The organism is Parabacteroides gordonii MS-1 = DSM 23371, assembly GCF_000969825.1.
Classification (GTDB): domain Bacteria; phylum Bacteroidota; class Bacteroidia; order Bacteroidales; family Tannerellaceae; genus Parabacteroides; species Parabacteroides gordonii.
This window is the reverse complement of record NZ_KQ033919.1, coordinates 1094749-1121515: the sequence shown is the minus strand read 5'-3', so window position 1 is coordinate 1121515 and position 26767 is coordinate 1094749. Positions and strand designations below refer to the sequence as shown.

Here is a 26767-nt window from a genome sequence, read left to right as displayed (position 1 = left end):
GGGGGTCATGTCGATCATCACCCGGTGAGCCTCGAAGAGGTTCAACCATAGCGTGTTGTTCGCCCCCCTTGGGGACGTACCATCCGGCATATATCCTAACCCCCAGTTGCACTGGGGGTTAATATTATTCGCCCCTTTCAGGGACGCTGCGTCACTAATTGGTTCAATATTTTCTATATATGAGTCTAATGATAATGTCGTAGGCGGAACAGGCATACATCCTGTCCCCAAACACTTCAACAAAAGTTTTTCAAAATAAATCCTTCAATCCTTCAGGATGAATGTATATATCTGATTATCTAATATTTACGGCTGAATGATTTTCTGCTATACGAAGGGAATTGTTTACATTTTCAAGCAAATACTTCATATTTCAGTCTAAAATTTATACTAGTTTTTAGTCCACTCTTTCAGGCAAAGAATAAGGATAGGATTAATAAGTAACAATGAGTTACATAACGACCTGTTAACATAAAGGATAGAACCTATTTGTTGTTTGTCAACTGTCATACGCTTGTATCACAGTTGTCGAACAAGCGTTTTACATATGTCAAACAAGCGTTCGAGAGCTGTCAAACAGAAAAGAAGAAAGGACTGTTGAACTAAAAGGCCAGCACTCATGTATTAGAATAGAATATGCAAACAGACAACCGACCGGTAGCTATTCGGTTTTTTTCTAATACAGGACACAACCTTCTATAAATGAAAAAATTTAAAATCCGGGATATATCCTTCATACAAATTATTTTCCTTCAGTCTTAGGATGATGATTATAAGCCATATAACAGTAAGGCTGAAGGATTGAAGGATTTATTTTGAAAAACTTTTGTTGTATGAATTGTTCGATTGGATAGAAGTTCAGTTCTTGACATACATGGTTTCTTTTTTCTATTCTCGCATGATTTTTTTACATTTGTCAAATTAAAACAGCAGGATTAGATGAAAAAACTATTTGAAACCGCCTTTCTTTGGAGTACTATATGTTGCCTTGTAATTGGTTTGTCCGCGTCTTCGCAAAAGAATGACTCGGAAGATACGATCGATGATTTAATCAGTAAAGCAGAAGAAATGCTTAAAATAGATCCTTCCAAAGCGATTTATTACTCTAATGTGGCGATAACCGAAGCACAGAAAAAGGGCGATAAGCGTCTTCTAGCCAAGGCACAGTCGACACTGGGAGAAGCTTATATGAATCAGGGTGATTTTGATATGGGTTTTGAATCGATGACCAATGCGCTGGAGAATGTTCCTTCTGACAGGCCTAACCTGAGTGCCTATATCTATGTGCGCCTTTCGGGTTGCTATACGAAGTTAGGGGACTTGGATGCTGCTTTTCAATATGTCGATAAGGCGATCGATATTTGTAAAGAAGCCAATGATCAGAAAAGTCTGGCAATGTGTTATAATGCTCGTGGACTGGTTTATATACTTGTGCCGGATAATAGAAAAGCGGAAGAGAACTTTAAGGCCGCTTTAGAGATAAACAGAGAACTGGGAGAAAGAAAGCTGGTGGCTGTAAACCTCAATAACCTCTGTTTATATGAAGGAGATACGAATGAAAAGATCCTGATGCTGCGGGAAGCGATTGCTATCAACGACTCGTTAGGTACTGTCTGGTCGTTGGGTGAAAATTATAATAATCTGGGGACACAGTATTTCTATGCCGGGGAGTATAAGAAAGGATTGGCTGCATTAGATACCGCAATGGTATATGCCCGTAAAATCAATGCGAAAGAATTGATTACCGATAATTATCGGTACGCTTCGTGGATCCACGAAGCGATGGGCGACTATATGCATGCCTATGCAAATCTGAAAGATCTCTATGATATGGAACAGAGCCTGTCTGCAAAAGATGAGATGAGACAGATAGAACTGAACCTCATTCAGAAACGTTTGAAAGCGAAAGAGCATGAAATGATAGTCCAGGAGCAGGCCTTTCAGATCAAGAGTCTGAGGATGCAGAGTTTTATAGCGATACTCATTGCCATTGCCGTATTACTTATATTATTATATGTAACTTTCCATACTCGCCAACAAAAGAAAATACAAATATTGGAAGCTTCCAGAAAACTGGAAGAGCAGGAGAGGGAACTGATTGCTTTGAAGCTGCAACAGGCAGAAGTGGAAACCCAGACCGCACAGCAGGAATTAGATTATAACCGGCACGAATTGACAAACTTCGCCTTTTTTGTACGTAGTCGCAATGACTTATTGGCCAACATTCAGTCGATGCTTAAAGAGAGTTATAAATTATCCGGCTCGGAAATGGATGCCCATCTAAGAAGTATCAATGCATATATATCCCAGTTCAACGCAAGGAATACTGAAACCGAATTATTAATAGATGAAGTGAATGCCCGCTTTATCGATAAACTATCCAAGCTCCATCCGGATTTATCGAAAAACGAACAACGCCTGGCCTCTTTACTTCGCATAGGCTTATCGACAAAAGAAATCGCATCCGTAATAGACTCGACCCCCAAGACCGTAAACATGGCCAGATACCGTTTGCGTAAGCATCTGAACCTGGAAACGGACGAGAGTCTGACTGAATATATGAAAAGTATATGATGTAGTATATCTGCATAGGTTAATATTCAGATAATCAGTATAGTTTAAAATGTGCTTGTAGATAAAAACAGACCGTTTTACAGTGATATGTAGAGATTAGATAGGCTGATAAAGTATTGACAGAAGAATCATAAACCGCTATTCTTGCAGCAAAACTTTATTAATTTAATCTAATTAAAACAGTCATGGGAATATCGCAATGTAAATCCCGGTTAACTACCGGTTCTTTCCTGAGGACATCGATTGTCTTGATGCTCCTTTCCCTTTTACCCTTTTTAGGTTTTGCTCAAAACGCAAATGTAAAAGGTATTGTTTATGATGAAACCGGAGCACCGGCCATCGGGGTGAACATCCTGAAAAAAGGAACAACTGAAGGGGCTACCACTGATATGGATGGTAATTTTGAGTTGTCTGTAAAGAAAGGGGATGTACTTCTTTTCTCTTATATCGGGTATACGACACAATCGGTGACCTATAACGGACAACCTCGTCTGGAAATCAGATTATCGGAAGATGCCGAAAAGCTTGATGAAGTTATTGTTGTCGGTTACGGTACAATGAAAAAGAGCGATTTAACGGGAGCTATTTCTTCGGTTAATGTAGATGAACTGACCAGTCGTGCAACCACTAATCCGGCAGAAGCGTTACAAGGCCAGGTGTCCGGTGTCAGTATCCAGAAGAAGGGGGGTAATGCCGGTGCAGGTATCTCGGTTAAGATACGTGGTGTGAAATCATTCGGAAACAATGAGCCTTTGTATATAATCGATGGCTTTCCCGGTGACATAAGTAATGTCAACCCACAGGATATTGCAGCTATGGAAGTGCTGAAGGATGGTGCGGCGGCTGCAATTTACGGTTCAACTGCTGCCAATGGCGTCATTATGGTGACTACCAAAAACGGAAAGAAAGGTGATTTGAAAGTGGATGTAAATGCTTATCTTAACTTTTCAAAAGTAGCCAACCAACTGGAACTGCTGAACTCCGACGGCTATGTGCAGGTACATAAGCAGATGTATGATAATTATAACCTGCAATATCCGAATAAGACTGTCGATTATCCGGCTTATATTACAAATTACCTGGCAAATCCTTCCTCTTATCCTAATACAAACTGGCAGGATGAGATGTTCCGTGGCGGGTTGACACAGAACTATCAGGTAAGTGTTCGCGGCGGAAGTGAAAAAGCCCGTTATTCCGTATCTTATAATCACTCGGATGATAAAGGTATCTTGTTGGGCAATAGTTTTAAACAGGATAATGCCCGTATGAAACTGGCCGTCACCAAGAATATATTTGATCTGGATGCCAACCTGTCTTTTATGGCTAAAGATGAAAAACAACCGCAGTACTCATTAAAAGAAGTATATGGTATTTCTCCGCTGGTATCGGTCTATGATGATACGAAAGAATATGGCTTCGGACTGACAGACCACGACGGTCTGCCCAGCAACCGTAACGTGATGGCTGATTACACTTATCGTCAGGGTGGCGGCAAGACATATAATATGGATGCAAATGCAGCATTGACGATCCATTTAGCTAAATGGCTGACTTTCAAGACGGCCTATTCTTATCGCGGCGAACATTATCGTTACAAACGTCATATGCCGGCTTATGTGGCAGACGTAAAGGCTAAGCAGGATTATCCTTCCCAATATGAAAAATCTTATTACTGGGAAGACCAGGTGATAGATAACGTCTTGACTTTTGATAAACAATTCAAAGATCACTCCCTGAATGTAATGGCCGGTAACTCTGTCCAGATACGTAAATATAACTGGAATGAAATACAGGTGGACGGTAAAACTACTGTGTATGAGGTAAAAGACGGGCAGTTGGTGACTTCTGAAAAACCGTCCGGATTTTTAGATCCTGATTTCGCCACTATCGGAGCGGGTAAAGGTGGAACTTATAGCGGAGACGGCTCATTGTACGATTATAACCGTGCCTCTTTCTTCGGCCGTGTGAATTATTCTTATGCCGGACGTTATATGCTTCAGGCTACGGTTCGTGCAGATGGTTCATCCAAGTTCGGTAAGGATAGCCGTTGGGGTGTTTTCCCGTCAGTTGCTTTAGGTTGGAGAATTACAGAGGAAGAATTTTTCCCGAAAGATGGTGTGATCAGCAATTTAAAACTGCGTGCCAGCTGGGGACGCTTGGGTAATGAGCAGGCTCTTGGTTACTATGATTTCCAGGCATTGATCACTAGCGGTAATGATATGTCGATGGGTAGTGTACAGGGAAATGGTTCAAGCCCTTGGCCGGGAAGTATTGCTACCGGGTTGGCTAACCGTAATCTGCAGTGGGAAACAACCGATACAAAGAACATCGGTTTCGACTATGGTCTGTTGAACGGTCGTTTGTCCGGTACATTGAACTATTATTATAACAAAACGGAGGATATGTTGATCACCAAGAAACTGGCTCCTTCTGTTGGATTGAATAATCCGGTTATGAACGTAGGAAAAATCCGTAACTCCGGTTTTGAAATGGAGATCAACTGGGCGGATAAAAAAGGTGACTGGGATTATAATGTAGGATTGAACCTGACAACAACAAGCAATAAAGTATTGGAACTTTCCGATCCGAAGCAGGCTTTATATGGCGATGGTTTGAAATGGGGTACGGAACACTTCCCGACTCAGACACTTGTTGGAGAACCTATTGCCAGCTTCTACCTGTATCGTGCGGATGGTATTTTCCAGAATGATGCTGAAGTATCAGCCCATGTTAATAAAGACGGTGAATTATTGCAGCCGAATGCCCGCCCGGGAGATATCCGTTTCCGTGATGTGAATGGTGACGGTCAGATCGACGAAGATGATAAGGAATCCTGTGGTTCCGGTATGCCGAAACTGGAAGCGAACCTGTCTGCCGGTTTCTCTTATAAAGGTATCGATTTCTCTTTCTTACTGGGAAGTGGCTGGGGACATAAACTGTATAATGGTAACCGTTATTTCTTTGAAGGAATGAGTTCGGGTACTAATATGCTGGCTTCTACGCTGGATGCATGGACAACGAATAATACAAATACGAATGTTCCCCGTGCGGTTTTGCAAGACCCGAATAATAACTCACGTGAAAGTGACCGTTTCCTGGAAAATGGAAACTTTGTTCGCCTTCGTCAATTGCAGATCGGATATACCTTGCCTGCTACAGTGCTGAAAAAACTTTTCGTCGATAAGTTAAGATTGTATGTAAGTGGCGAGAACCTGTTTACCATCACAAATTATAGCGGTATCGATCCGGAGTTCTCTACGGAAAAGATATTGAATACTGGTGTCGATAAAGAAATTTATCCGTTCACTCGTTCCTATATCGTTGGATTACAGCTTACATTCTAATTACAAATTATTTAAAATCACAAAGACAATGAAAAAGATAAAATATATCGTTGCTACTTTATTATTAATGGGAGCAATCACCGGTTGTGATGATTTCCTGACAGTGCAATCACCGGATCAACTGACAACCGATTCTTTCTGGCGTGATAAATCGGATGCGGAAGCAGGACTGGCTGCAGCCTATTCTCAACTGGAATCGTTTACCGATACCTGGAGCTTTGCAGAAGTAAAATGGCCGGTAGAGGCTTATCGTGAAGATATTGTGAACCTGGGTTCCGATGCCCTGAATTATCCGAACTGGGTAGAGCTGGCCAACTTTACTTATACGAATGGTAATTCCCAGTTCACTTATTACTGGCAGGATGCTTACAGGGGGGTAAACTACTGTAACCAGGTAATTGAAAATGTTCCGAATATTCCGGCAGATAAGATTACGGAAGAAGAACGGAATACGATTTTGAATGAGGCTCATTTCCTGCGTGGTTATTATCATATGAAACTTCTTTTGAACTGGAAGGAGATTGTTATTCGTGATGCTTATATCTCCTCGACCGACCAGTTGGATAAAGCGTTGGCTACACGTGAAGAAGCATGGGATTTTATTATCGGTGAATTGACCAAGGCTACTGCATTGCCGGAAACCCGTACTTCCGACCAGTTGGGACGTGCAACCAAAGGGGCTGCCTATGCTTATATCGGTTGGGCTCACCTGACAAGAGCTTATGAAGAATCTGCCAACAAAGACTCAGAATTAAAGGCTGCTGTAGATGCTTTCAATAATGTAAAAGGCTATGACCTGGTAAAGAACTTCAAATCTATGTTTGATGGTAGTAATAAGAATTCGCAGGAGGGTATTTTTGAGTTACAGATGTCGATGTCGGATGCGAATGGTGCCTGGTATAAAACACAGCTCCATCGCTGGATCGGCTGTTCCGAACTTTGGGGCTGGGATGAAATCCTTCCGAATAATATGTTGATGAATGAATACATGAAGGAAGGACAGATTGCAACGACAGGCCGTTACGACAGTCGTTTGTATGAAACGATTTTCTTCCAGTGCGATTATTTTAATGATCCGGAGGCCGGACGTGTATATGGATATACATATGATGAATGGTTTGAAGGTAAAAATAAGCCTGCATTCCGGAAATTTATGCCGACAGATTATGAAGGTATGGAAAACAATTACTTTGCACCGAATATTCCGCTGATGCGTTATGCAAATGTCCTGCTGATGAAAGCCGAAGCGTTGAATGAACTGGGACAAACAACTGAAGCTATTTCCCTGATCAATCAGGTGCGTGAACGGGCGGATATGCCGGATATGAAGGGAACGTCACAGGCACAGGTTCGTGAACAGATCGAACATGAACGACTACTGGAATTTCCGTTGGAAAACCTTCGTTTTTATGATCTTCGCCGTTGGGGTAAAACACAGGAAGCGTTGAAGGCGGTAGGACGTGACTTTAATCCTGATAAGAATAATTTCTATCCGATACCTATTCAGGAAATAAATACTAACAATGCGCTTCATTGATACAAGCCTGGTAAAAATAGCATAGACACAACTATAATTATAATCGGGTGTCTCTTCGCCTCATGCGGGAGGCACCCTTTCTTATTAAATCAATAATGTATGAAACATCTTTTTTATACGGCCAGTGCGCTTTTGGTGAGTCTCGCTTTGCAAGCCCAACCCAAAGAGTGGGAGAATCAACGGGTTAATCAGATCAACCGCGAACCGATACATGCTCATTTTGTCCCCTATTCTTCTGAAAAAGGGGCATTGCATAAGGATATATCGAAAGAACAGCGCTATTCCCTGAACGGAACCTGGAAATTTCATTATGCTAAAAATCCGGCCAGTCGTCCGGTTACTTTCTATGAAGAAGGTTACGATGTAACGGACTGGAAAGACATCGAAGTGCCCGGCAGCTGGGAACTTCAGGGCTTTGATGCTCCCATTTATACAGATACACGTTATCCGTTTCCGGCAGAGCCTCCTCATGTACCGACAGACTATAATCCGGTAGGTTCGTATGTCACGACCTTTACCGTACCGGCTGATTTTAAAGGGAAAGATATCTTACTCAATTTCGGGGGTGTCGAATCTGCCTATTATTGCTGGATAAACGGCCATTTTGTAGGGTATGCGGAAGACAGCCGCCTGCCTTCGGAGTTTCTGATTAATAAATATCTGAAGTCGGGAGAAAATACACTGGCTGTTGAAGTGTACCGATATAGCGACGGTTCTTATCTGGAAGGGCAGGACTATTGGAAATATAGCGGTATTGAGCGTGATGTAAGGCTGATCGCCCGTCCGCAGGAACGAATAAAAGATTTTGAACTATCTGCCGACCTGGTTAATGATTATCAGGATGGTCTCTTGAACGTAAAAGTGACGTTGGATAACCGGAAGATAAACAAAGGTACGGCTGTTCAGCTGAAAGTTCTTGACGGGATGAAGGAAATAGCATCCGAAAGATTTACCGTGAAAGCGAAAACAGACAGTCTTTTTGTCTTTACAGAACAATTCCCCGGTATCAAACATTGGACGGCAGAGACTCCTAATCTTTATTCGCTGGTTGTTAATACACTCGATAAACAAGGTAAAGTGACTGAATCTTTTGTACAGCGTTTTGGTTTCCGCAAGGTGGAGATGAAGAACGGAATGTTACAGGTGAACGGAACCCCGATCCTGATAAAAGGAGTGAACCGCCATGAACACGATATGCATAAAGGACGTTCTATCTCAGTGGAAAGCATGATTGAAGATATCCGTTTGATGAAACAGTTCAATATCAATGCGGTTCGTACCTGTCACTACCCGAACCATGAAGAATGGTACGACCTGTGTAATGAATATGGTCTTTACCTGGTGGATGAAGCAAACATCGAGTCACATGGTATGGAAGCTCATCCGGACGGAACACTTGCCAATATGGAGGGGTGGGATATTCCTTTTATGGAACGTATGGAGCGCATGGTGGAACGGGATAAGAATTTTACAGCCATTATAACCTGGAGCCTGGGTAATGAATCGGGATACGGCAAGCATTTTGAAACATTATACCATTGGACAAAGGAGCGTGATGCCAGCCGTCCGGTTCAGTATGAAGGTGGTGGTGTAAAAGGTTTGTCTGATATCTATTGTCCGATGTATGGTCGTATCTGGTTGCTTCGCCAGTGGGTGAATCAGCGGCAACCCCGTCCGCTTATCCTTTGTGAATATGCACATGCGATGGGGAATAGTGTCGGAAACCTGAACGATTACTGGGATCTGATTTATAAATACGATAACCTGCAAGGTGGTTTTATTTGGGATTGGGTCGACCAGACTTTCGCTATTAAAGATAAGAAAGGAAATGACATACAGGCTTACGGCGGTGATATGGGATTTGTCGGTATAGTAAACGACTCTAATTTCTGTGCGAATGGGCTGGTTGCTGCCGACCGTAGCTTGCATCCGCATATCTGGGAAGTGAAGAAAGTGTATCAGTATATGCATTTTGAAGGAGTGCCGTTCTCTGCCGGCCTGATTAAAGTGACCAACCGTCACGACTTCGTTTCTTCGGATGTGTATGATTATGTTTGGACTGTAAAAGCTGACGGAAAGATTATTTCTCAGGGAAAACTGGATGTTCCGGTTATTGCTCCGCATCAATCGGTAGAGGTGCCGGTTCAGATACCTGCTATAAAAGGAGAACCCGGAACAGAGTATTTCCTTCATATCTCAGCTTTGACAAAAGAAGAAACCCCTCTTGTCCTTAAAGGACATCTGGCAGCATCGGAACAATGGAAATTGCCGGTGGTATCTTCTTCGGTTTCTGTACCTGTATCTTCCGAAACATTGTCGACTATGGATGAGGCGGAAAATATGACAATCAAAGGGAAGGCCCTGTCGGTTGTCTTTTCAAAAAAGAATGGTGAGATAACCAGCTATGCTGTTGATGGTAATGATTATCTGTTGGAAGGACTCCGCCCGAATTTCTGGCGTCCGTTGACAGACAATGACGTTGCAAATAAATTGGGAAGCCGAAGCGAGACGTGGAAGAATGCCGGTAATGAATTAGTAGTAAAAGAATTCTCTGCCGATGTTTCTACAGATAAGAAGTCTGTGATCGTGAAAGTTTCGTATGATATGCCTTTGCAGGAGTCTTCCTGTTCCGTCATTTACACGGTATATGCCGACGGTATTATTAAGACGGCCTATTCTTTTGTTCCCGGTGAAAAACAACTCCCGGAAATACCCCGGGTAGGTATGCGTATGATCTTGAAAGGTGAATACGACCAGATGACCTGGTTTGGCCGTGGCCCACAGGAAAATTACTGGGATCGTAAATCGGGTGCCGATATAGATCTGTATAAAGCTTCTGTATGGGATCAGTATCATCCTTATGTACGTGCACAGGAGACAGCCAATAAATCGGATGTCCGCTGGGTGGCCCTTCAGAACCAGGCGGGAAATGGTATTCTGGTTAAATCCGCTTGCCTACCTTTGGGTATCAGTGCCTGGAACTTCCCGATGAAGGATATAGAATATATCCCATCCAGTATACAGCATATTCATGGTGGTAGCATTGAGAAGAAAGATATGGTCTGGTTAAATATCGACAAGCAGCAAATGGGTGTTGGCGGAGATAATACGTGGGGAGCCCAGACACATCCGGAATATACGATTACACCGGTCAGTCAGGAATATAGCTTCTTTATTATTCCTGTCGATAAACAAACAAACCTGGTTGAGATCTCTAAATTGAACAGATAATTTAAAGTAGTTGATATGAAACACAATTTGTTTATAGGTGCTTTATTGCTGGCTGTGATAGGATGGGGAGGTTGTTCTGTGCAGCAGCCAGCCTCTTCCGGAACAGCCGGTAAGTATAGTAACATATTAAACATACGTTATACGCCGGACTCCGTTTCTCGTTGTAGGGGATGGTTTACTGATGCCGGTGCATGGTATGGGTTTACTATACCGAAACAGGAGCAGTGGGTAAATGGTTTCTGTGGCCCTTTCCATCTGGATATGAATAAGCGACAGTGGCTTTCCGATGCTTTGGTGAAAGTCCGTTTCGACGGGGAGGAACCGGATGCCGTTTATACACCGGACTCGGTATCCTATTTTCCTGGAGAATTATATATGTCTTCTTCTTCCAAAACCGGACGCATAGAACAACGTCTGGTCTTTGTTGATAAATCGACGGCTTTGTTGACTTGTTCATCCGACCGGAAAACTTTACTCCGTTTTTCCGGAGAGGTCTTGCCTGGTGATGTTGTTTGTACGACAGATAAGAACAGGGTTTTGCTGACATGGCCTTCGGGTGAGGGAGTCGCTTTGACATTCAGTCCGGAAATGGGAATTCTTTCGTCGGAAAAGGGATATGAAACGTTGACACTTACCCCTGGGAGATCGGATGTCGTAATTTCTTTCTTTGAGAATGAAGCGTCTAGGCAATCTGTATTACACAGAGCTACTGTTGTGCAGGCTTCCCCTTCGGGATACCGTGAAGAGACGGCTCGTCGCTGGGAAGGTTACCTGGACAAAGTACTGCGTCCGGATATGCCGGAAGTTTATAACCGGATAGCCGTAAAAGCGGTTGTTACCTTGATAGCCAACTGGAAAAGTGCACGTGGAGATCTGTTTCATGATGGAGTTGCCCCCAGTCATGCGGTAGGTTACTTTATGGGCTTTTGGGGATGGGACTCCTGGAAACATGCAGTCGCTTTGGCACGTTTCGCTCCGGAACTGGCGAAGGATCAGGTTCATACCATGTTTGATTATCAGACACCTGAAGGGATGATTATTGACTGTATTTACAGTGATGCTTCTGAGAACAATGCTCGTGACAGCAAACCCCCTCTGGCTGCTTGGGCTGTGGATGAGATCTATAAAGCAACGGGTGATACTGCCTTTGTGAAAGAAATGTATCCTAAGTTACTTCATTACTATAAATGGTGGTTCACTCACCGTGACCATAATAATAACGGTATCTGCGAGTTTGGCTCTTGCGACGGAACCCTTGAAGCTGCTGCCTGGGAGAGTGGAATGGACAATGCAATCCGTTTCGATAATGCTGTTATGGTAAAGAATAGCGAGGGGGCATGGAGTATGGATCAGGAGTCTGTCGACCTGAACGCTTTCCTGGCACTTGAACATCGGTTGTTAACCAAACTGGCACCTGTTGCCGGAGCTGTTTTTGATGAACCGGATAAATTAGCACAGGTACAGGATTACTTCTTTGTTTCCGATCCGGGCTTCTTTTTTGATAAACGGCTGGATGGTACGTCTGTTATGGAGGAAGGAACGGAAGCTTGCATCCCGTTATGGGCAGAAATCGCATCGAAAGAACAAGCTGCTGCCGTAATGAAGATATTCAGTGATACGACGAAGTTTGCCACTTATATTCCTTTCCCGACAATTGCAGCAGATAATCCAAAGTTTATGCCGGCCGGTTATTGGAGGGGGCCTATCTGGTTGGATCAGGTTTATTTCGGAATATCCGGTATTCGCCGGTATGGATATAAAAAAGAGGCCGATGCCTTTACCGATCAGGTATTTACCCGTTTGCAAGGCCTGAAGGAAGACGCTCCTATTCATGAGAACTATGATACTCATAATGGGGGCCGTTTGAAAGCTCCTCATTTCAGTTGGAGTTCGGCACATTTGCTAATGCTGTATGAAGAATATGGTAAGTAAGATATAAATGTATAAAGGTGAAAAAGCTGTCTCATTATGAGGCAGCTTTTTTTATGAAATAGTATCTTTGCTTCCGTTCTTAATCTTTAATCAATAATAGTATGGTAAAAATAGTTCGTTTGTGTTTGGTTGTTCTCTGTGTTATTTCATCTTCCTGCAAGTCTGTGAAAGACCAGCCGGGAGACCAGCCTCTTTCCTCTTATGTAAATCCTTTTATCGGAGCGTCCACCAGTACGGAAGCTGGTGGTTCCTATCATGGACTGGGGAAGACTTTTCCGGGAGCTACGGCGCCTTACGGCATGGTACAGGTGAGCCCGAATACGATAACCGGAGGAGATAACGGGCCGGGGTATAGCTATGAACATACCTCTATCGAAGGATTCGCGTTTACGCAGATGAGTGGTATCGGCTGGTATGGCGACCTGGGGAACCTGTTGGTGATGCCGACTGTCGGCAAACTGCATACTTTTTCCGGAACCCAGGACGATCCAGATAACGGGTATCGTTCACGGTATGATAAAGCTTCGGAAAAAGCATCTGCCGGATATTATTCCGTTATGTTGACCGACTACCGGATTAAGGCGGAAGCTACAGCGCTGCCCCGCAGCGGTATGCTGCGTTTTACTTTTCCGGAAAGTAAAGAAGCACATATACAGATAGACCTGGCACGGAGAGTGGGAGGTACTTCTGTCTGGCAAGCTATAGAAATAGTGAATGATCATACCATCCGGGGTGAAATGAAATGTACGCCTGACGGTGGAGGTTGGGGAAATGGCGATGGAAAAGCAGATTACACCGTTTACTTCTACGCTGAATTTTCCCGCCCGTTTAAAACGCATGGGGTATGGTCGGCAGATATTCCTGACGGCTGGACACGCAAACGTCAGGATATTGAAAGCGACCGTTACCATGAAGTGGTGAAGAATGCCCGGATCATACCGGAGGTAACCTCTTTCGTCGGAAAGCACCTGGGTTTTTATGCCGATTTCGATACGGAGCAGAACGACCAGATCCTGATGAGAAGCGGTATCTCTTTTACGGGTATGATGAATGCGGAGGAAAATCTGCATTCGGAGATGAATAGCTGGGATTTTGACGATACATTGGCTAAATGTCAGTTACTCTGGGACGACGCCCTGGGTAAAGTGACCGTGTCGGGAGCTTCTGAAGATGAAAAGGCTATCTTTTATACGGCTCTTTATCATACTATGATCGATCCCAGGATATGCAGTGACGTGAATGGCGAATATACCGGAGCTGACAAGAAAGTACATGTCGCCAATAACTTCACGAAGCGGACTATCTTCAGCGGTTGGGATGTGTTCCGCAGCCAGATGCCTTTGCAGACGATTATCAATCCGGCTTTGGTAAGCGACCAGATCAATTCTCTGGTCGAGATAGCCGACCAGAGCGGGAATGAATATCTGGAACGCTGGGAGCTTCTGAACGCCTATTCCGGCTGTATGATCGGTAATCCGGCTATCTCTGTTTTATGTGATGCTTATTCAAAGGGAATTCGTTCCTATGACATAGATAAAGCCTATCGATATGCTTTGAATACTTCCCGTTTGTTCGGTAATAATGAAGCCGGATATACTCCGGGATCTATCTCCCATACATTGGAATATGCATATAGCGACTGGTGTATGGCTCGTTTGGCTGAATGGTTAGGAAAAGAGGAAGATAAAACTTATTTTGACAAGAGGGCAGCCACTTATTCGACGATTTACGATCCGGCGTATGGCTGGTTTCGTCAGCGGGATGATAAAGGTGTTTTTCAGGCCTTGCCGGAACAGGGACGCCTGGCGGAAGGATATGGTTGTGTGGAGAGCAATGCATATCAACAAGGCTGGTTTGTTCCCCATGATGTAGATGGTATGATAGAGCTGATGGGGGGACGTGAGAAAGTACTGGCAGACCTTACGGATATGTTTGAGAAGACACCGGACGGTTATTTATGGAATGAGTATTATAATCATGCCAACGAACCGGTACACCATGTGCCGTTCTTCTTTAACCGCTTGGGTGCTCCCGAACTGACGCAGAAGTGGACGCGCGATATTTGTAGGAATGCCTATAAAAACTCGGTACAGGGTTTGGTTGGGAATGAAGATGTCGGTCAGATGTCGGCCTGGTATGTGCTGGCAGCCAGTGGTATCCATCCGATCTGCCCGGGCGATCAACGGTATGAAATAACAAGTCCGGTATTTGAGAAGGTTCTCTTTAATCTCTCTCCGGAATATGCATCCGGGAAGACGTTTGTGATCGAGGCTCATAATAACAGTCCGGAAAATGTATATATACAAAGTGCCCGTCTGAATGGTAAGCCTTATGATAAATCCTACCTGATGCATGAAGATTTAGTAAAAGGGGGAGAGCTAGTTCTTGAAATGGGAAAAGCTCCTTCCGCATGGGGGCATGAATGAGTTGCTTCAGATAATAAAAGAGCCAATGGAACTTAAGTCCGTTGGCTCTTTTATTTATCGGGTATATATAAGATTATTCTTCGTTCTGGAACATCGGATCCCAAGCTGGCAGGCGGGTCGGTGTTTGTTTGAGAACATCTTTTACTTTATCTGTTATGAACTTCTTGTCAACCACCAGGCGGAACATATATTCGTTGAACCATTCGTCTGTCATGATCAGGTGTCCGTTATTGGCTCCCGGCCCCCAACTGTTTTCTACCATCCATTTCTTAGGCTTACCGTTAGCATCGAGGTCGACAGCCATTAATGTCATTGCGTGCGAAGAACCGCTGGCGAAAGTCTGGATACGCTGTTTCTTGTCCATGCCGAATGTAGTGCCCATCAATGAACCATAATCATAATAGTTGACATCCAGCAAGCCACGTTCGCGGTCGAAGAATTTGCCGACATCGCAGGAGAAATACATCATAGTGCTGTCCTTGATAGAGGCGATGGCCATTTCTTTGATATCTTCGATCGGAAGGTTTACGTATGTCCAGTTCTTTCCGTCGTAACGATGACGGTCGAAATCTATCTCATACAGTTTATAGTATTCGCGGCTCGGGTCGTTCATCAGCATGACATAATTGTTTGTCAGGTCTTTGCCTATGTATTCGTCGAAGAATGACTGGGGAGTATATTCTTTGGTTTCAACCGGATTGCCTTGTGCATCTTTTCGTGTCCAGGTAAATTTCGTAGGCGGTTCACCCAGGTTGAGTACCAGCATGCGGTAAATAGTACCCAGCATTTCCGTTTTGTTCTTTTCCAAAGCGGCTGGCTTGGTTCCTTTGGCTGACTGGTCACGTAGTTGCAAACCGAACTCTTTTAATTTGAGGCCGATTAGGTTTGCCATTCTTCCTGTGCTTTCGCTACTATTGGTTTCCACCATTACATCAGCAGGAACTACACCATATTTTCCCAGGATGTCGGATATTCCCGTGAACTGTCCGCCATCGCTAAGCGGGTTTTTGAATAACCATTCAACCATCTTGTCGTCCATCGGCTTTTCGCGTGTGTCGATGATACCTTGCAGGAACAGGTTGGCTTTTTCCAATTGATCCCAGAAGAAGGAGTAGTTTTGTGAAAACTGGAAATCTCCCATGTTGTATTTGGCTATAGCCTGTGCACGGAATACATTCAACCCGGTAAATAACCAGCAACGTCCGGATGATCTCTGGTTGGTGATGCCTTTGCTGTTTACTTTATTGGAGAAGTAAGTATCAAAGTTGTTTTTACTTTCAGCATTGACAGCTAACTTGTTGATGTCGTTATTGCTGATCGCATTGTGTATAGCCTTATCCGCCGCAGTCCCTTTGTAAGACTGTTTGATCTGTTGCAACATCTCTGTTGAAATACCTCCGTCGGGCTGTTGGCCATAGGCGGACAATGTGATCCCCAATGCCAGGGCTGTCATCCATAGGTTGTTTCGTTTCATGATATAGTTCGTTTATGTATTAAGTTTATTTGCAAATATAAGAAAAGTTGGCGGTAATCATTCAAAATCATGTATAGTAAACAGATATGTTGTCATTATTTGTGTTGAAGGAGATCGGAGAGAGGTTTATTCTGTTTGTGTGATAAAGTTAAGTATGTAATGAATAATATTTATTTGTATATTGATAATATTAAATATGTTGTTATATTTGTTGCGTAAAAGATAAATATAATGAATGAGCAAAAGAGAAGATTACCCTTGCAATGTCCTGCCTGCGACTCTCCGCTAAAAGTGGGCAGATTGTTTTGTGAGCAATGTGATACGGAAGTCTGTGGAAGTTTTGAACTTCCCGTTCTGGCAAAGCTGACGGAGAAGGAACAGCTTTTTGTGATTGACTTTATTAAATCCAGCGGTAGCCTGAAAGATATGGCTAAGAATATGGGGGTAAGTTATCCGACTGTCAGGAATGTATTGGATGATCTGATAGATAAACTAAATAAGATTGAATCATTATGAAAAAACAATGGATGAATTTTCTGATTAATCCGTTTGAGCGGATTGCCGGTTTTCAGGCATTAGGGTGGGGACTTTTAGGAATGGTCGTTTCTACCGTTATCTGTTATCTTTCCGGCTGGCATTATCACGGACTGTTACATTTTGGCCCGGCTCCTAATCCGGCTTGGTGGTGTTATGCTATCGAGCATTTGGTTGTCTGGCTCGTTCCGGCTTTGCTGTTTTATCTGGGCGGACTGATCTTGTCACGTTCACGGATAAGGGTGATTGATGTGTTGGGGACTGTCGCTTTTGCCCAATTGCCTTTTATTTTTATGAACTTGTTTAATATGTTGCCCCCTATACAAAATATGACCAAAGTGGATATGAATGTACCACCGACTGAACTTTTGGCTCAACCCGGCTTTCTGGCTGGTGTATGGTTGTCGCTGATCGGAGTGATATTTCTGGTGTGGGTATTGGTCTGGATGTTCAAAGCGTTAAAAGTTTCCTGTAATCTGAAAGGATATCCGTTAGGCATTCTTTATTGTGTGGCTGTGTTTGGCGGGGATATTCTTTGTCGCTATCTGATCGGTTTGTGTTATTAATATTTATAGGCATGGATCTTTTAGATAATTATATAGTTGGGATCATTTTGATTGTCACGGGTTTGATAGTTGTTAAATATCCGAGAATGCTTAATGTTATGACAAAAGAACGGCAGCGGAAAACTGATATGAATGCCGTTGGTCGTATGGCATGTAAATGTTTTTTGTGCATGGGACTTTGTCAGATCATAGGAGCTTTTTTCATGACAAAGTATGAGTTGTGGGCGTTTAATGGCTTGTTTAATCTTTTGCTTGTTATGATTGGGTCTGTTATTATAGTTGTAAAAGCAAACTCCCGTAAATATCGTAAATAATAATTTAGGCACGGATCACTATTCTTATATAAAGAATTATTTACGTAATCCGTGCCTGCATTATATTATTAATGTATAGTAATCCTTATTTCTTAGCCAGGAACTTCTTGCTCAGCCATTTTCTCACCGGTTCGTCATATAGTTTCAGGCATAGATAGGCGACTACTATATTTAAGGCAAGAACACCTAAGACCATCTGCCAGGTTTCTCCAAGAGTGAAAAGTTGTTTGTCGATCAACCAGGCATAGAACAGGTACATAAAAGGATAATGTATGATATAAAGCGGGAAAGAGATATCCCCTAAAAATTTACAAATCTTCGTAGACTTTATATCCGTTGTAGTTCCCGATGCTCCTAACCAAATGAGGATTGGGAAAACGATAATGATACAAAACGACTCGTAAAGTCCGTTTATGCAAATGGGATCAGTTCCTTCCAGGTAGGGTACGGAAAATAATCCCAGTAATATAATCGAACAAATCCAGAAAGCACCTCTTATCTTTATAGGCTTAAAGTTGCGGGATAAAAGCATACCCATAGAGAAGGGGAAAAGCATTCGCAATAATCCGCCTACAAAATTCACGCCGTCCAATGTCCAGCCCACTCCGATATTCCCATATCCGGAAACATTAAAGGAGGCAAACGCAGCCAGTGCCGCTCCCATCAAAAAGACTACTACCGTTAATGCTTTGGTAGACAAACGGCGAATAAACAAAGCGTAAAGAATATTACCGATGTACTCGAAGAATAAAGACCAACTGGGGCCGTTCAGCGGAAACATTTCGCCATTACCTCTGACGTCATAACTGGCCCCCGGTATAGCCGGAATGAAAAACAGGGAACAAAGCAGGGACAACATGACTGTGGAGATGGCTACATGTGTTCCGTCCCATTTTACACTGCCTTGAATGAGGAAAGTGATAAGACCCAGAACCGCTCCCATGATAACCATCGGATGGAGACGGATCAAACGGCGTTTAAAGAAATCTTTCAGGGTTAAACTTTTTGCCCAGCGGTCGTCGTAAGCGTAGCCGATAACGAAGCCGGATAGGATAAAGAAGAAATCCACGGCCAGATAGCCATGATTGATACCTCCGATCGTATCGCTGCCTCCGGCAAAAGCGTAGCCTTCGTACACATGGTACCATACGACTAAAAGGGCTGCCACCCCTCTTAATCCGTCGAGAAGGTCGTAATGAGGTTTAGTGTCTGTAAATGCAGCGGAAGAAATGTTTTGCATGATAAGAATTTGTTATTTAGATTATTATTGTTTGCTGTTACTTATGAAGTGCCAAAATTATAAAACTTATGCGTCTTAAAATTTGTCTTATGTCAAATTTTGCAGGTGAAGATTATTTCTGAGCTCTGAGGCGGCTGAGTGTAGACAATGTGATCCCCAGATAAGAGGCAATATATCCTAATTGTGCCCGCTGGCACACTTCCGGAAATTGTTGCTTAAACTCCTCGTACCTTTCTTTTGCAGACAAGGTAAGGTGTTCTTTGTGGGAACGGTGTAAACGTCTGTATTCGTTTTGATGAATAACCCTTCCCCAATTAGCTAATTCAATATTGGTTTGAAATAACCGGAGTAAATCAGTCAGTGATATTCTATATGCAATAACATCTTCAAGTGTCTCTACAAATTCTTCACTGGGCTTATTATAATATAATTCATCCATGCTGAAAACAATTCCACCTTCATCGGAGAAAGAGGTTGTTATTTCTTCTCCGTTTACCAACCAGAAAGAGCGGGTCATTCCTTTTTCTATGAAATAAGCTGATTTGCAAAACATATTAGCTTTGATCAGCTGGTGTTTTTTGGGGAAATGGCATAAGGTTACATTTTCTTTCAGTGTCCGTATGGTTTCATCAGAAATTGGATACGATGAGTTTATCTTGTTTATAATATTGATCATAAGTAAATCCTTAATTATTTTCCATTACTTACATTTACTTCTCCAATAGCAGTTTACGGAGTGCCGGAATATCTTCAACAATGTAGTCTGCTCCGGCTTCTGATAATTCTTTATAATCTCCGAAGCCATATAAAACGCCGATGGAGTCTATGCCAACGTTCTTTGCCCCGATAATATCGTGCTTCCTGTCGCCAATCATAACGACTGAACTCAAGTCTATGATCTTGTTCGATTGTAATATGTAGTCGATCACATCTGTTTTGGTGTGCAGGGAACCGTCCAGACCGCTTCCGGCCACAAAAGAGAAGTAATTGCTTAATTCGAAATAGTCCAGGATACGTTTGGCGAATATTTCAGGTTTGGAGGTCGCCAGTATTACTATTTTATCCTTTAGCCGGGCTTCTGCCAGGAATTCGCCGATCCCCGGATATAGCTTGTTTTCCAGGATTCCTTTCTTCTCATATCTTTCCCTGTATTTTTCAACGGCAATGGCGGCTTGCTCGTCTGTAAAATTGTAGAAGTCTTTGAATGAATCCAATAAAGGAGGGCCGATGAATGGTGATAATTCACGTAAATCATCAACCTGAATGCCAAAGTGATTTAACGCATATTCGACACAACGGGTAATCCCTGTTTCTGAGTCGGTGATTGTTCCGTCAAGATCTAAAAGGAGATATTTATATTGTTTCATTTATTGACAGATGTGAACCTATATGACAAGCCTGATAGGAGCGGTCATATAGGTTCATATTTTCTATTATTATTTATTTCTTTGTCGCCCAAACTAATCCATCCTGACGGATATGCCATGTGTTCCCGTCTGTTCCCGGTGCTGTTATTTCATACATGGAAGGAGTCTGGAAAAGCTGGATTTGCTTAGCCTGTTCAGCCGGGCAGAGCTCTTCCGGTTTGAGGGCCGCCACAGAAGGGGCATATCCTCCGAATGTAGCTGCATATTCATTCTGACGATAATACAAATTGCGAAGAAGCCATTTGATCTCATCGTTCGGATCTTTCACGAACGGAGTTTCTCCTGTACCGGCTACTTTATCCGAGATTTGTACAAATCCCCAGTACTCAGGCATGTGGATGTTGATTACACCTGTCGGGGCCCATACCCAGTTGTATTCGCGTATCTTGTCTTCCCCTTTGATGGGCACTTTCACGTATTTTCCATCCTGTACATCTGTTGTCCATTCCACGCGGGAGAAGTTTGTACGGATATGTTCACCGGCAGTAGGTTTATCCTTTCCTCTGGCTACCTGATAGATGGAAGACCACGGAATGAATACTTCCACGCTCCATGATTTGTCGGTATCTTTCGGATTATTCAATGTACCGTCTACATAAACAGCTGATTTCATCCCTGCAAACTCCCAGTTGTTCAGTACCTGTGGATTGTCACGGTACGGTTTAGTCAGATATAAATCCCACTCCGTACCCAGTGCGTTTACTTCATATTCCAGGTAATTGTGTGTGTCGTTTGTCGGGTTGAGGAATATTTCGAAATCGTTATCGTGATAGATAACGGCATCATGTTCTTTGATCGTAGCCCATACATGGGGTTCTTCCATCAGGACGGCAAAGTACATACCATTGTCGTCGTAAGTCATTTTTGCCCGTGTCTGCAAAAGCGGTTTAGGACGTTTGTCGCCTTCGATATCCACAAAGTCGTTTGTCCAGGGAATGGCATCCCATTCTTCCGGCGACAGCTTTCCATCTATTTTGATAGGAGACGGGGTTTTGTAACACACATAAGTCGGCGGATTGTAAGGCGCCTGTGGCGTGTAAGTAATCTCTTTCCCTTTATCTTGTGGTGCTTGTGCACAAGAAAGGAGTAATAATGCTGCGACAGGTGCAGTAAAGACTGTTTTCTTCATTTGTTGATTTAATTTAGAGTGTTTATTCTGATTTATTTTGAATCATTTCGACAGCCGCTCCCAGCCAGGTATCTATATCATCCGGATAATGTTGGTCGGAGCGTGTTTCGCTGCGTTTGTGACCGAGTCGTACGACAACGGCATTGAGGTCGGGGATGATGAAGATGTATTGTCCGAGGATACCACGCATATAGGGTATTTCCATGCCGTTGTATGTGAGGTGCCAGAACTGGAACCCGTAACAGTGGTTCGTCTCATTATATTCTTTGAACAGTAAACTGGTATCGGGAGTCGTTGCTTCCTTCAGGTAAGAAGAGGAGATAAGCTGCCTGCCGTTCCAGTCGCCCTCGTTCAGGATCAGCTGTCCGAAACGGGCAAAATCGCGGGCATTGCTATTGAAGCAACAATAAGCTTTTTCGATACCGTCTTTTTTATCCAGACTCCAGAGAGCGTCTTCTTCCGCATTCATCGGAGTCCAGAACTTGCGTGAAACATAGGAACTGATATTTTCCCCGGTCGCCTTTTCAACGATAAAAGCCAGTAGCTGTGTCACACCACTCTGGTAGATAAAGTTGACTCCCGGTTCCTCGATTTCTTTCATGCCGAATGCAATCTGTTGCAAATCATCGCCGTAATACAATTTTGTAGTAGGAGAGAAGGGGGAGGAATAGGCTTCGTCAAAGTCCACTCCCGCACTCATCGTAAGCAGATGGCGGAGAGTTAGAAGTTTCCCGTTGTATCCCTGGAACTCCGGGAAGAAGTCGCTGACCGGTTGGTCGACATCTTTTATGAAACCATCGTCAATGGCTGCTCCTATTGCCAACGAGACAATACTTTTTGCCATCGAGAAGGAGTTGCTGTGAGACTCCGGAGAGTAATCTTCCCAATATTGTTCAAAAAGCAACGTACTGTCTTTGATAATAACGTAAGCAACCGTTCCCAGTTGCTCGAAAACCGGCAGATACTTTTCCGGGATGGAAACAGTATTGTATGCCTCCGATTGTATCCAGGGCTGCGGATCACCGGCCTTTACCGTCCGGTTCTCAAATATCGGATACTGGTCGATCTTGGGAAGTAAATGCGTAAGGGCACGGCGCAGATAATAGTTGGAGGGCAATACCAGATAGCCTCCGATACAGCATACTATCAAAAGTATTGCCCATCCTGCTTTTTTCATTTATTCTGTTTCTTCTTTATACCAACTTGAATACATGTGGTAGTTTTTAGCAATTTTCTGATTGATCTCTTTGGCCTGTTCGGGATCTACCTTCTTGACGAACTTGGCAGGTACGCCGGCGTAAATGCTACCCGGTTCGACAATCGTTTTGCTCAATACTACCGAACCGGCGGCAACGATAGCCCCTTCACCGATCACGGCATGGTCGAGTACTACAGAACCCATTCCGATCAGGGCGCCGTTACAAATCTTGGCTCCGTGAATCGTTACGTTATGTCCTACCGAAACATCGTCGCCGATCTCTATCGTCGATTTCTCATACAATGTATGCAGTACGGAACCATCCTGGATATTCACTCCGTTACCGATACGGATCGAGTTTACGTCACCACGTAAAACCGTACCGAACCAGATACTGCAACCCTCTCCGATTTCAACATCGCCGATAATAGCGGCGTTGTCTGCTAAAAATGTGTCTTTACCGATCTTAGGGGTAAAGCCTCTTACTGATCTTATTATTGCCATTGTTTTTGTTTTAAATTTCTGCTGTTTTTTCTTTCAACCAGGCTTTTTCTTCTTCGTTCAGATGCGGGCTTAACAAGTCGTACACCATCTGGTGATATTTATTTATCCAGGCACGTTCCCTAACCGACAACATCGGTACCATGATCAATTTGGTATCGATATAGCATAAAGTCAGGGTGTCGAAACCATAGAACTTACCATATTCTGTTTCGCTGTCTTCGCGGATCAGGATCATATTTTCTGTACGGATGCCGTACTCACCGGTACGATACATGGCCGGTTCGTCGCTCATCACCATACCCGGTTTCAACGGAACAGGATTTTCTTCCATACGGATACTTTGCGGGCCTTCATGTACATTCAGGCAGTGTCCTATACCGTGGCAGGTGCCGTGAAGATAGTTGATACCTGCATCCCATAACGCTTTACGGGCAAGAACATCGAGCAGGCAACCACGAATGCCGGCCGGGAATTTGCATTTGGCAATTCCGATCATGCCTTTTAGCGTGCGGGTGAAATCTTTTTTCATCTGTTCGGTCGGTTCACCCAGTGCGACGGTACGGGTAATGTCCGTCGTCCCGTCCAGGTATTGTGCGCCCGAGTCCATCAGGAGCAGGCTTTCCGGTTTCAGTTCCACGTCGGTTTCGGGAGTAGGAGCATAGTGAACGATCGCACCGTGTCCGGCATATCCGGTGATCGACTCGAAGCTGTCCATGATATACTGCGGTTGCTCGGCACGCAAGGCTGTCAGGCGGGCGGAAGCATCCAGTTCTGTCACTTTTTCACCGGCAGCCAGTTTCTTTTCCAGCCAAATGTAGAAACGGGTCAATGCGATACCGTCTTTCACGGTAGCATTACGGAATCCTTTTATCTCTGTTTCGTTCTTGATACTTTTCAGATGGTTTGCCGGAGTGATGCCTTCGATGATCGTGCATCCTTTCGGCAGGGCATTGTAAAGGGAAATGTTCGTTTTGGCCGGATCGATAAATACACGACTGTTTTCCGGGAGACGGGAAAGATACTTTTGTATCATTGTGTAATCGGCCAGCACGACACCTTCCTTTTTCAGATTCTCAGAAGCTTCCGCCGTTATCTTTTTCGGGTCGATGAAAAGAACGCTTTCATCTTCGGAGATAAAGGCATAACTGATAACAACCGGGTTGTAAGTGACGTCCGTGCCACGGATATTGAATGTCCAGGCCACTTCATCGAGAGCTGCCAGTATTCCGCAATCAGCACCTTCTTTACGCAGGTGGTTGTTTATCTCATCCAGTTTTTCGTGGACGGCCTTACCGCTCAGTTCAACCGGCATTTCAAACAAGGGGTTACCGGGAACAGCCGGCCTGTCTTTCCAGATCAGGTCTATCAGGTCGTAAGCTGTCTCCAGCCTGATCTCTTTCCGTCTCAGTGCTTTTTCAAGTTTAGCGGCTTCGGCAACACTATAGGTCAGTCCGTCTGTGCCGACTGTTTGTCCGCTTTGCAATTCATGGAGCAGGAATTCCGGAATGGTCGGAGTTTCCGGCAATGCCAGTTTATATAATTCGATACCGGATCCTTCCAGTTGTATGCCGGCTTGCAGGAAATAACGGGAGTCAGTCCACAAACCTGCTTTATCAGCCGTAATCACCACTGTACCGGCCGATCCGTCGAAACCGGATATCCAGCCGCGTGACTTCCAGCGGTCGGCCGGATATTCACTCAGATGAGGATCGGAACTGGGAATGATATAAGCATCGATCTTTTTTTCTTTCATTACCTCCCTCAGGGCGGCAATACGTTCAGGGATATTTGTTTTCATCGCATTACTATTTAGTCAACGTTACTATTGGCAAAGTTAATAAATTATTGGGAAAGAAGGGCGTATTAAAGTAGGTAAATTCCCCTGACGATCTCACTGACGATCTTCGGACGATTGTTTGTGGCTGTATTTGGTTGATATATAGATGTTTGCTTTCGGTTTATTGAGCACTCGCTGACGATCTACTGACGATCTCACTGACGCTCTCTTAATATAATAAGAATATATATATAAAGACATAAAAGGAATTTTGATTTTGAAAAATTAGTGAATGGTCTTTTATAATAAATAATTGGCACAATAGTCTCAGCTTGCCGGGCTCGTTGTGCTGGCGTTTTGTCTTAGTAGTGCCGGGAGGGCGGGACAACTAAGGGAGTAACGTTGTTTTAGGGATAAAAAATTGTGTTATATCGAATTTTTCCGATCTTTGTAGGAATGAGTGAATATAAAGAGAGAATGAGTAAAAGTAATATTACAGATTTAAAAACAGTCCGTCTTAGTGAGGATGCTGACTCCGTAGTTCTTTTGGATCAGACCCAACTACCGGAGAAAGAGGTTTATTTGTCCCTTTCCAATGCGGAAGATATCTGGGATGCTATTTACAAACTGAAAGTTCGCGGTGCTCCTGCTATCGGGGTGGCAGCGGCCTATGGCATTTATGTTTGCAGCAAACAGATCGGGGCGGCTGGCTTTGACGACTTTTACCAGGAATTTAAACGGATAAAAGATTATCTGGCTTCTTCCCGGCCGACGGCTGTTAATCTGGTGGCTGCGTTGAACCGGATGGAGAAAGTCGTGTTGGATAACCGTCAGGAAGATATTCCGGCACTAGTCCGGCTGTTGCATGATGAGTCTGTGGCTATCCGGGAGGAAGATGCTGCGGCATGCCGTCGGATAGGAGAGAACTGTTTGGCTTTATTGAAACCGGGTATGGGGCTTCTGACGCATTGTAATGCCGGTCATTTGGCCGTCTCCGAGTATGGAACGGCTTTGGCTCCGGTTTATCTGGGGCAGGAGCGGGGGTATAACTTTAGGGTTTTCGCCGACGAAACACGTCCTTTGCTGCAGGGAGCCCGTCTTACGGCTTACGAACTTCAGCGTTCCGGAGTGGATGTTACGCTGATCTGCGATAATATGGCTTCTTCCGTTATGCAGAAAGGGTGGGTACAGGCTGTGATAGTCGGTTGCGACCGGGTGGCTATGAACGGTGACGTAGCCAATAAGATCGGAACATCCGGCGTTGCTATTCTGGCCCGTCATTACGGTATCCCGTTTTATGTGCTGGGACCGACCTCTACGATTGATAAGCAATGTCCTGACGGAAAGTCTATTGTAATAGAAGAACGAGCTCCGGAGGAAGTGTCGGAAATGTGGTATGCTCACCGGATGGCTCCCCGGGATGTTAAGATTTTCAATCCGGCTTTCGATGTTACACCTCATGAGTTGATAACTGCGATTATTACGGAAAAAGGAGTGGCCTATCCCCCATTTACGGATAGCCTTAGTGACTAGAAGGCAGAGCTTCTGACTGTTAAAGCA

At 43.9% G+C, this 26767-nt stretch carries 18 protein-coding genes; 10 read left to right on the top strand and 8 right to left on the bottom strand.

Annotation, left to right across the window (positions count from 1 at the left end):
- Positions 1-939: 939 nt before the first annotated feature.
- From HMPREF1536_RS04525 to HMPREF1536_RS04500, 6 genes are all read left to right on the top strand, one after another.
- A complete protein-coding gene (locus tag HMPREF1536_RS04525; RefSeq protein ID WP_028726905.1) occupies positions 940-2574 on the top strand; it encodes a tetratricopeptide repeat protein in 1635 nt (544 codons plus the stop codon).
- A gap of 185 nt (positions 2575-2759) precedes the next feature.
- Positions 2760-5918 (top strand): SusC/RagA family TonB-linked outer membrane protein, encoded by a 3159-nt coding sequence (locus HMPREF1536_RS04520; protein ID WP_044191692.1) that lies wholly within the window; start codon positions 2760-2762, stop codon positions 5916-5918.
- A 28-nt stretch (positions 5919-5946) separates the two neighbouring features.
- Positions 5947-7455 (top strand): RagB/SusD family nutrient uptake outer membrane protein, encoded by a 1509-nt coding sequence (locus HMPREF1536_RS04515; protein ID WP_028726907.1) that lies wholly within the window; start codon positions 5947-5949, stop codon positions 7453-7455.
- Between the two features lie 99 nt (positions 7456-7554).
- Complete coding sequence (locus HMPREF1536_RS04510) at positions 7555-10686, top strand: beta-galactosidase, LacZ type (protein ID WP_028726908.1); 3132 nt, start codon at positions 7555-7557, stop codon at positions 10684-10686.
- Between the two features lie 15 nt (positions 10687-10701).
- Positions 10702-12618, top strand: a complete 1917-nt coding sequence (locus HMPREF1536_RS04505; RefSeq protein WP_028726909.1) for an MGH1-like glycoside hydrolase domain-containing protein — start codon at positions 10702-10704, stop codon at positions 12616-12618.
- Between the two features lie 101 nt (positions 12619-12719).
- Complete coding sequence (locus HMPREF1536_RS04500; RefSeq protein ID WP_028726910.1) at positions 12720-15044, top strand: GH92 family glycosyl hydrolase; 2325 nt, start codon at positions 12720-12722, stop codon at positions 15042-15044.
- A 73-nt stretch (positions 15045-15117) separates the two neighbouring features.
- Here HMPREF1536_RS04500 and HMPREF1536_RS04495 read toward each other — a convergent pair whose 3' ends face one another.
- Positions 15118-16518: a C1 family peptidase gene (locus tag HMPREF1536_RS04495; protein ID WP_028726911.1), complete on the bottom strand. Its 1401-nt coding sequence runs from the start codon at positions 16516-16518 to the stop codon at positions 15118-15120.
- Between the two features lie 231 nt (positions 16519-16749).
- Here HMPREF1536_RS04495 and HMPREF1536_RS04490 point away from each other — a divergent pair, with 231 nt between their 5' ends.
- From HMPREF1536_RS04490 to HMPREF1536_RS04480, 3 genes are read left to right on the top strand one after another with little or no spacing between them, the layout of a single operon-like run.
- Complete coding sequence (locus HMPREF1536_RS04490; protein WP_028726912.1) at positions 16750-17034, top strand: DUF2089 family protein; 285 nt, start codon at positions 16750-16752, stop codon at positions 17032-17034.
- Positions 17031-17618, top strand: a complete 588-nt coding sequence (locus HMPREF1536_RS04485; protein ID WP_028726913.1) for a YIP1 family protein — start codon at positions 17031-17033, stop codon at positions 17616-17618. Before HMPREF1536_RS04490 ends, HMPREF1536_RS04485 begins: the two co-directional genes overlap by 4 nt.
- A gap of 11 nt (positions 17619-17629) precedes the next feature.
- The gene (locus HMPREF1536_RS04480; RefSeq protein ID WP_028726914.1) at positions 17630-17932 is read left to right on the top strand and encodes a DUF3784 domain-containing protein; all 303 of its coding nucleotides are present in this window, start codon (positions 17630-17632) and stop codon (positions 17930-17932) included.
- 85 nt (positions 17933-18017) lie between these two features.
- On the opposite strand, the gene HMPREF1536_RS04475 is transcribed toward HMPREF1536_RS04480, so the two are convergent.
- From HMPREF1536_RS04475 to HMPREF1536_RS04445, 7 genes are all read right to left on the bottom strand, one after another.
- A complete protein-coding gene (locus HMPREF1536_RS04475; RefSeq protein ID WP_028726915.1) occupies positions 18018-19172 on the bottom strand; it encodes an acyltransferase family protein in 1155 nt (384 codons plus the stop codon).
- A 112-nt stretch (positions 19173-19284) separates the two neighbouring features.
- Entirely contained in the window at positions 19285-19848 is a 564-nt protein-coding gene (locus HMPREF1536_RS04470) for a Crp/Fnr family transcriptional regulator (protein WP_028726916.1), read from the bottom strand.
- 34 nt (positions 19849-19882) lie between these two features.
- Positions 19883-20539, bottom strand: coding sequence for an HAD-IA family hydrolase (locus tag HMPREF1536_RS04465; RefSeq protein ID WP_028726917.1), 657 nt, complete (start codon positions 20537-20539; stop codon positions 19883-19885).
- Between the two features lie 73 nt (positions 20540-20612).
- On the bottom strand, positions 20613-21728 hold the full coding sequence (locus tag HMPREF1536_RS04460) for a carbohydrate-binding family 9-like protein (protein ID WP_028726918.1): 1116 nt from the start codon (positions 21726-21728) through the stop codon (positions 20613-20615).
- A 22-nt stretch (positions 21729-21750) separates the two neighbouring features.
- Complete coding sequence (locus tag HMPREF1536_RS04455) at positions 21751-22905, bottom strand: serine hydrolase domain-containing protein (RefSeq protein WP_028726919.1); 1155 nt, start codon at positions 22903-22905, stop codon at positions 21751-21753.
- Positions 22906-23430 carry a gamma carbonic anhydrase family protein gene (locus HMPREF1536_RS04450; protein ID WP_028726920.1) on the bottom strand — a complete coding sequence of 175 codons (525 nt, stop codon included), beginning with the start codon at positions 23428-23430 and terminating at the stop codon, positions 22906-22908.
- A gap of 10 nt (positions 23431-23440) precedes the next feature.
- On the bottom strand, positions 23441-25228 hold the full coding sequence (locus tag HMPREF1536_RS04445) for an aminopeptidase P family protein (protein WP_028726921.1): 1788 nt from the start codon (positions 25226-25228) through the stop codon (positions 23441-23443).
- Between the two features lie 456 nt (positions 25229-25684).
- Here HMPREF1536_RS04445 and mtnA point away from each other — a divergent pair, with 456 nt between their 5' ends.
- A complete protein-coding gene (gene mtnA, locus HMPREF1536_RS04440; protein WP_028726922.1) occupies positions 25685-26740 on the top strand; it encodes an S-methyl-5-thioribose-1-phosphate isomerase in 1056 nt (351 codons plus the stop codon).
- The last annotated feature ends 27 nt before the right edge of the window (positions 26741-26767 follow it).

Coding starts and splice junctions, on each gene's coding strand:
- HMPREF1536_RS04485 (WP_028726913.1), top strand. CDS start 17,031: ATGAAAAAACAATGGATGAATTTTCTGATTAATCCGTTTGAGCGGATT.
- HMPREF1536_RS04480 (WP_028726914.1), top strand. CDS start 17,630: ATGGATCTTTTAGATAATTATATAGTTGGGATCATTTTGATTGTCACG.
- HMPREF1536_RS04455 (WP_028726919.1), bottom strand. CDS start 22,905: ATGAAAAAAGCAGGATGGGCAATACTTTTGATAGTATGCTGTATCGGA.
- HMPREF1536_RS04475 (WP_028726915.1), bottom strand. CDS start 19,172: ATGCAAAACATTTCTTCCGCTGCATTTACAGACACTAAACCTCATTAC.
- HMPREF1536_RS04515 (WP_028726907.1), top strand. CDS start 5,947: ATGAAAAAGATAAAATATATCGTTGCTACTTTATTATTAATGGGAGCA.
- HMPREF1536_RS04465 (WP_028726917.1), bottom strand. CDS start 20,539: ATGAAACAATATAAATATCTCCTTTTAGATCTTGACGGAACAATCACC.
- HMPREF1536_RS04510 (WP_028726908.1), top strand. CDS start 7,555: ATGAAACATCTTTTTTATACGGCCAGTGCGCTTTTGGTGAGTCTCGCT.
- mtnA (WP_028726922.1), top strand. CDS start 25,685: ATGAGTAAAAGTAATATTACAGATTTAAAAACAGTCCGTCTTAGTGAG.
- HMPREF1536_RS04490 (WP_028726912.1), top strand. CDS start 16,750: ATGAATGAGCAAAAGAGAAGATTACCCTTGCAATGTCCTGCCTGCGAC.
- HMPREF1536_RS04500 (WP_028726910.1), top strand. CDS start 12,720: ATGGTAAAAATAGTTCGTTTGTGTTTGGTTGTTCTCTGTGTTATTTCA.
- HMPREF1536_RS04460 (WP_028726918.1), bottom strand. CDS start 21,728: ATGAAGAAAACAGTCTTTACTGCACCTGTCGCAGCATTATTACTCCTT.
- HMPREF1536_RS04470 (WP_028726916.1), bottom strand. CDS start 19,848: ATGATCAATATTATAAACAAGATAAACTCATCGTATCCAATTTCTGAT.
- HMPREF1536_RS04520 (WP_044191692.1), top strand. CDS start 2,760: ATGGGAATATCGCAATGTAAATCCCGGTTAACTACCGGTTCTTTCCTG.
- HMPREF1536_RS04445 (WP_028726921.1), bottom strand. CDS start 25,228: ATGAAAACAAATATCCCTGAACGTATTGCCGCCCTGAGGGAGGTAATG.
- HMPREF1536_RS04450 (WP_028726920.1), bottom strand. CDS start 23,430: ATGGCAATAATAAGATCAGTAAGAGGCTTTACCCCTAAGATCGGTAAA.
- HMPREF1536_RS04505 (WP_028726909.1), top strand. CDS start 10,702: ATGAAACACAATTTGTTTATAGGTGCTTTATTGCTGGCTGTGATAGGA.
- HMPREF1536_RS04495 (WP_028726911.1), bottom strand. CDS start 16,518: ATGAAACGAAACAACCTATGGATGACAGCCCTGGCATTGGGGATCACA.
- HMPREF1536_RS04525 (WP_028726905.1), top strand. CDS start 940: ATGAAAAAACTATTTGAAACCGCCTTTCTTTGGAGTACTATATGTTGC.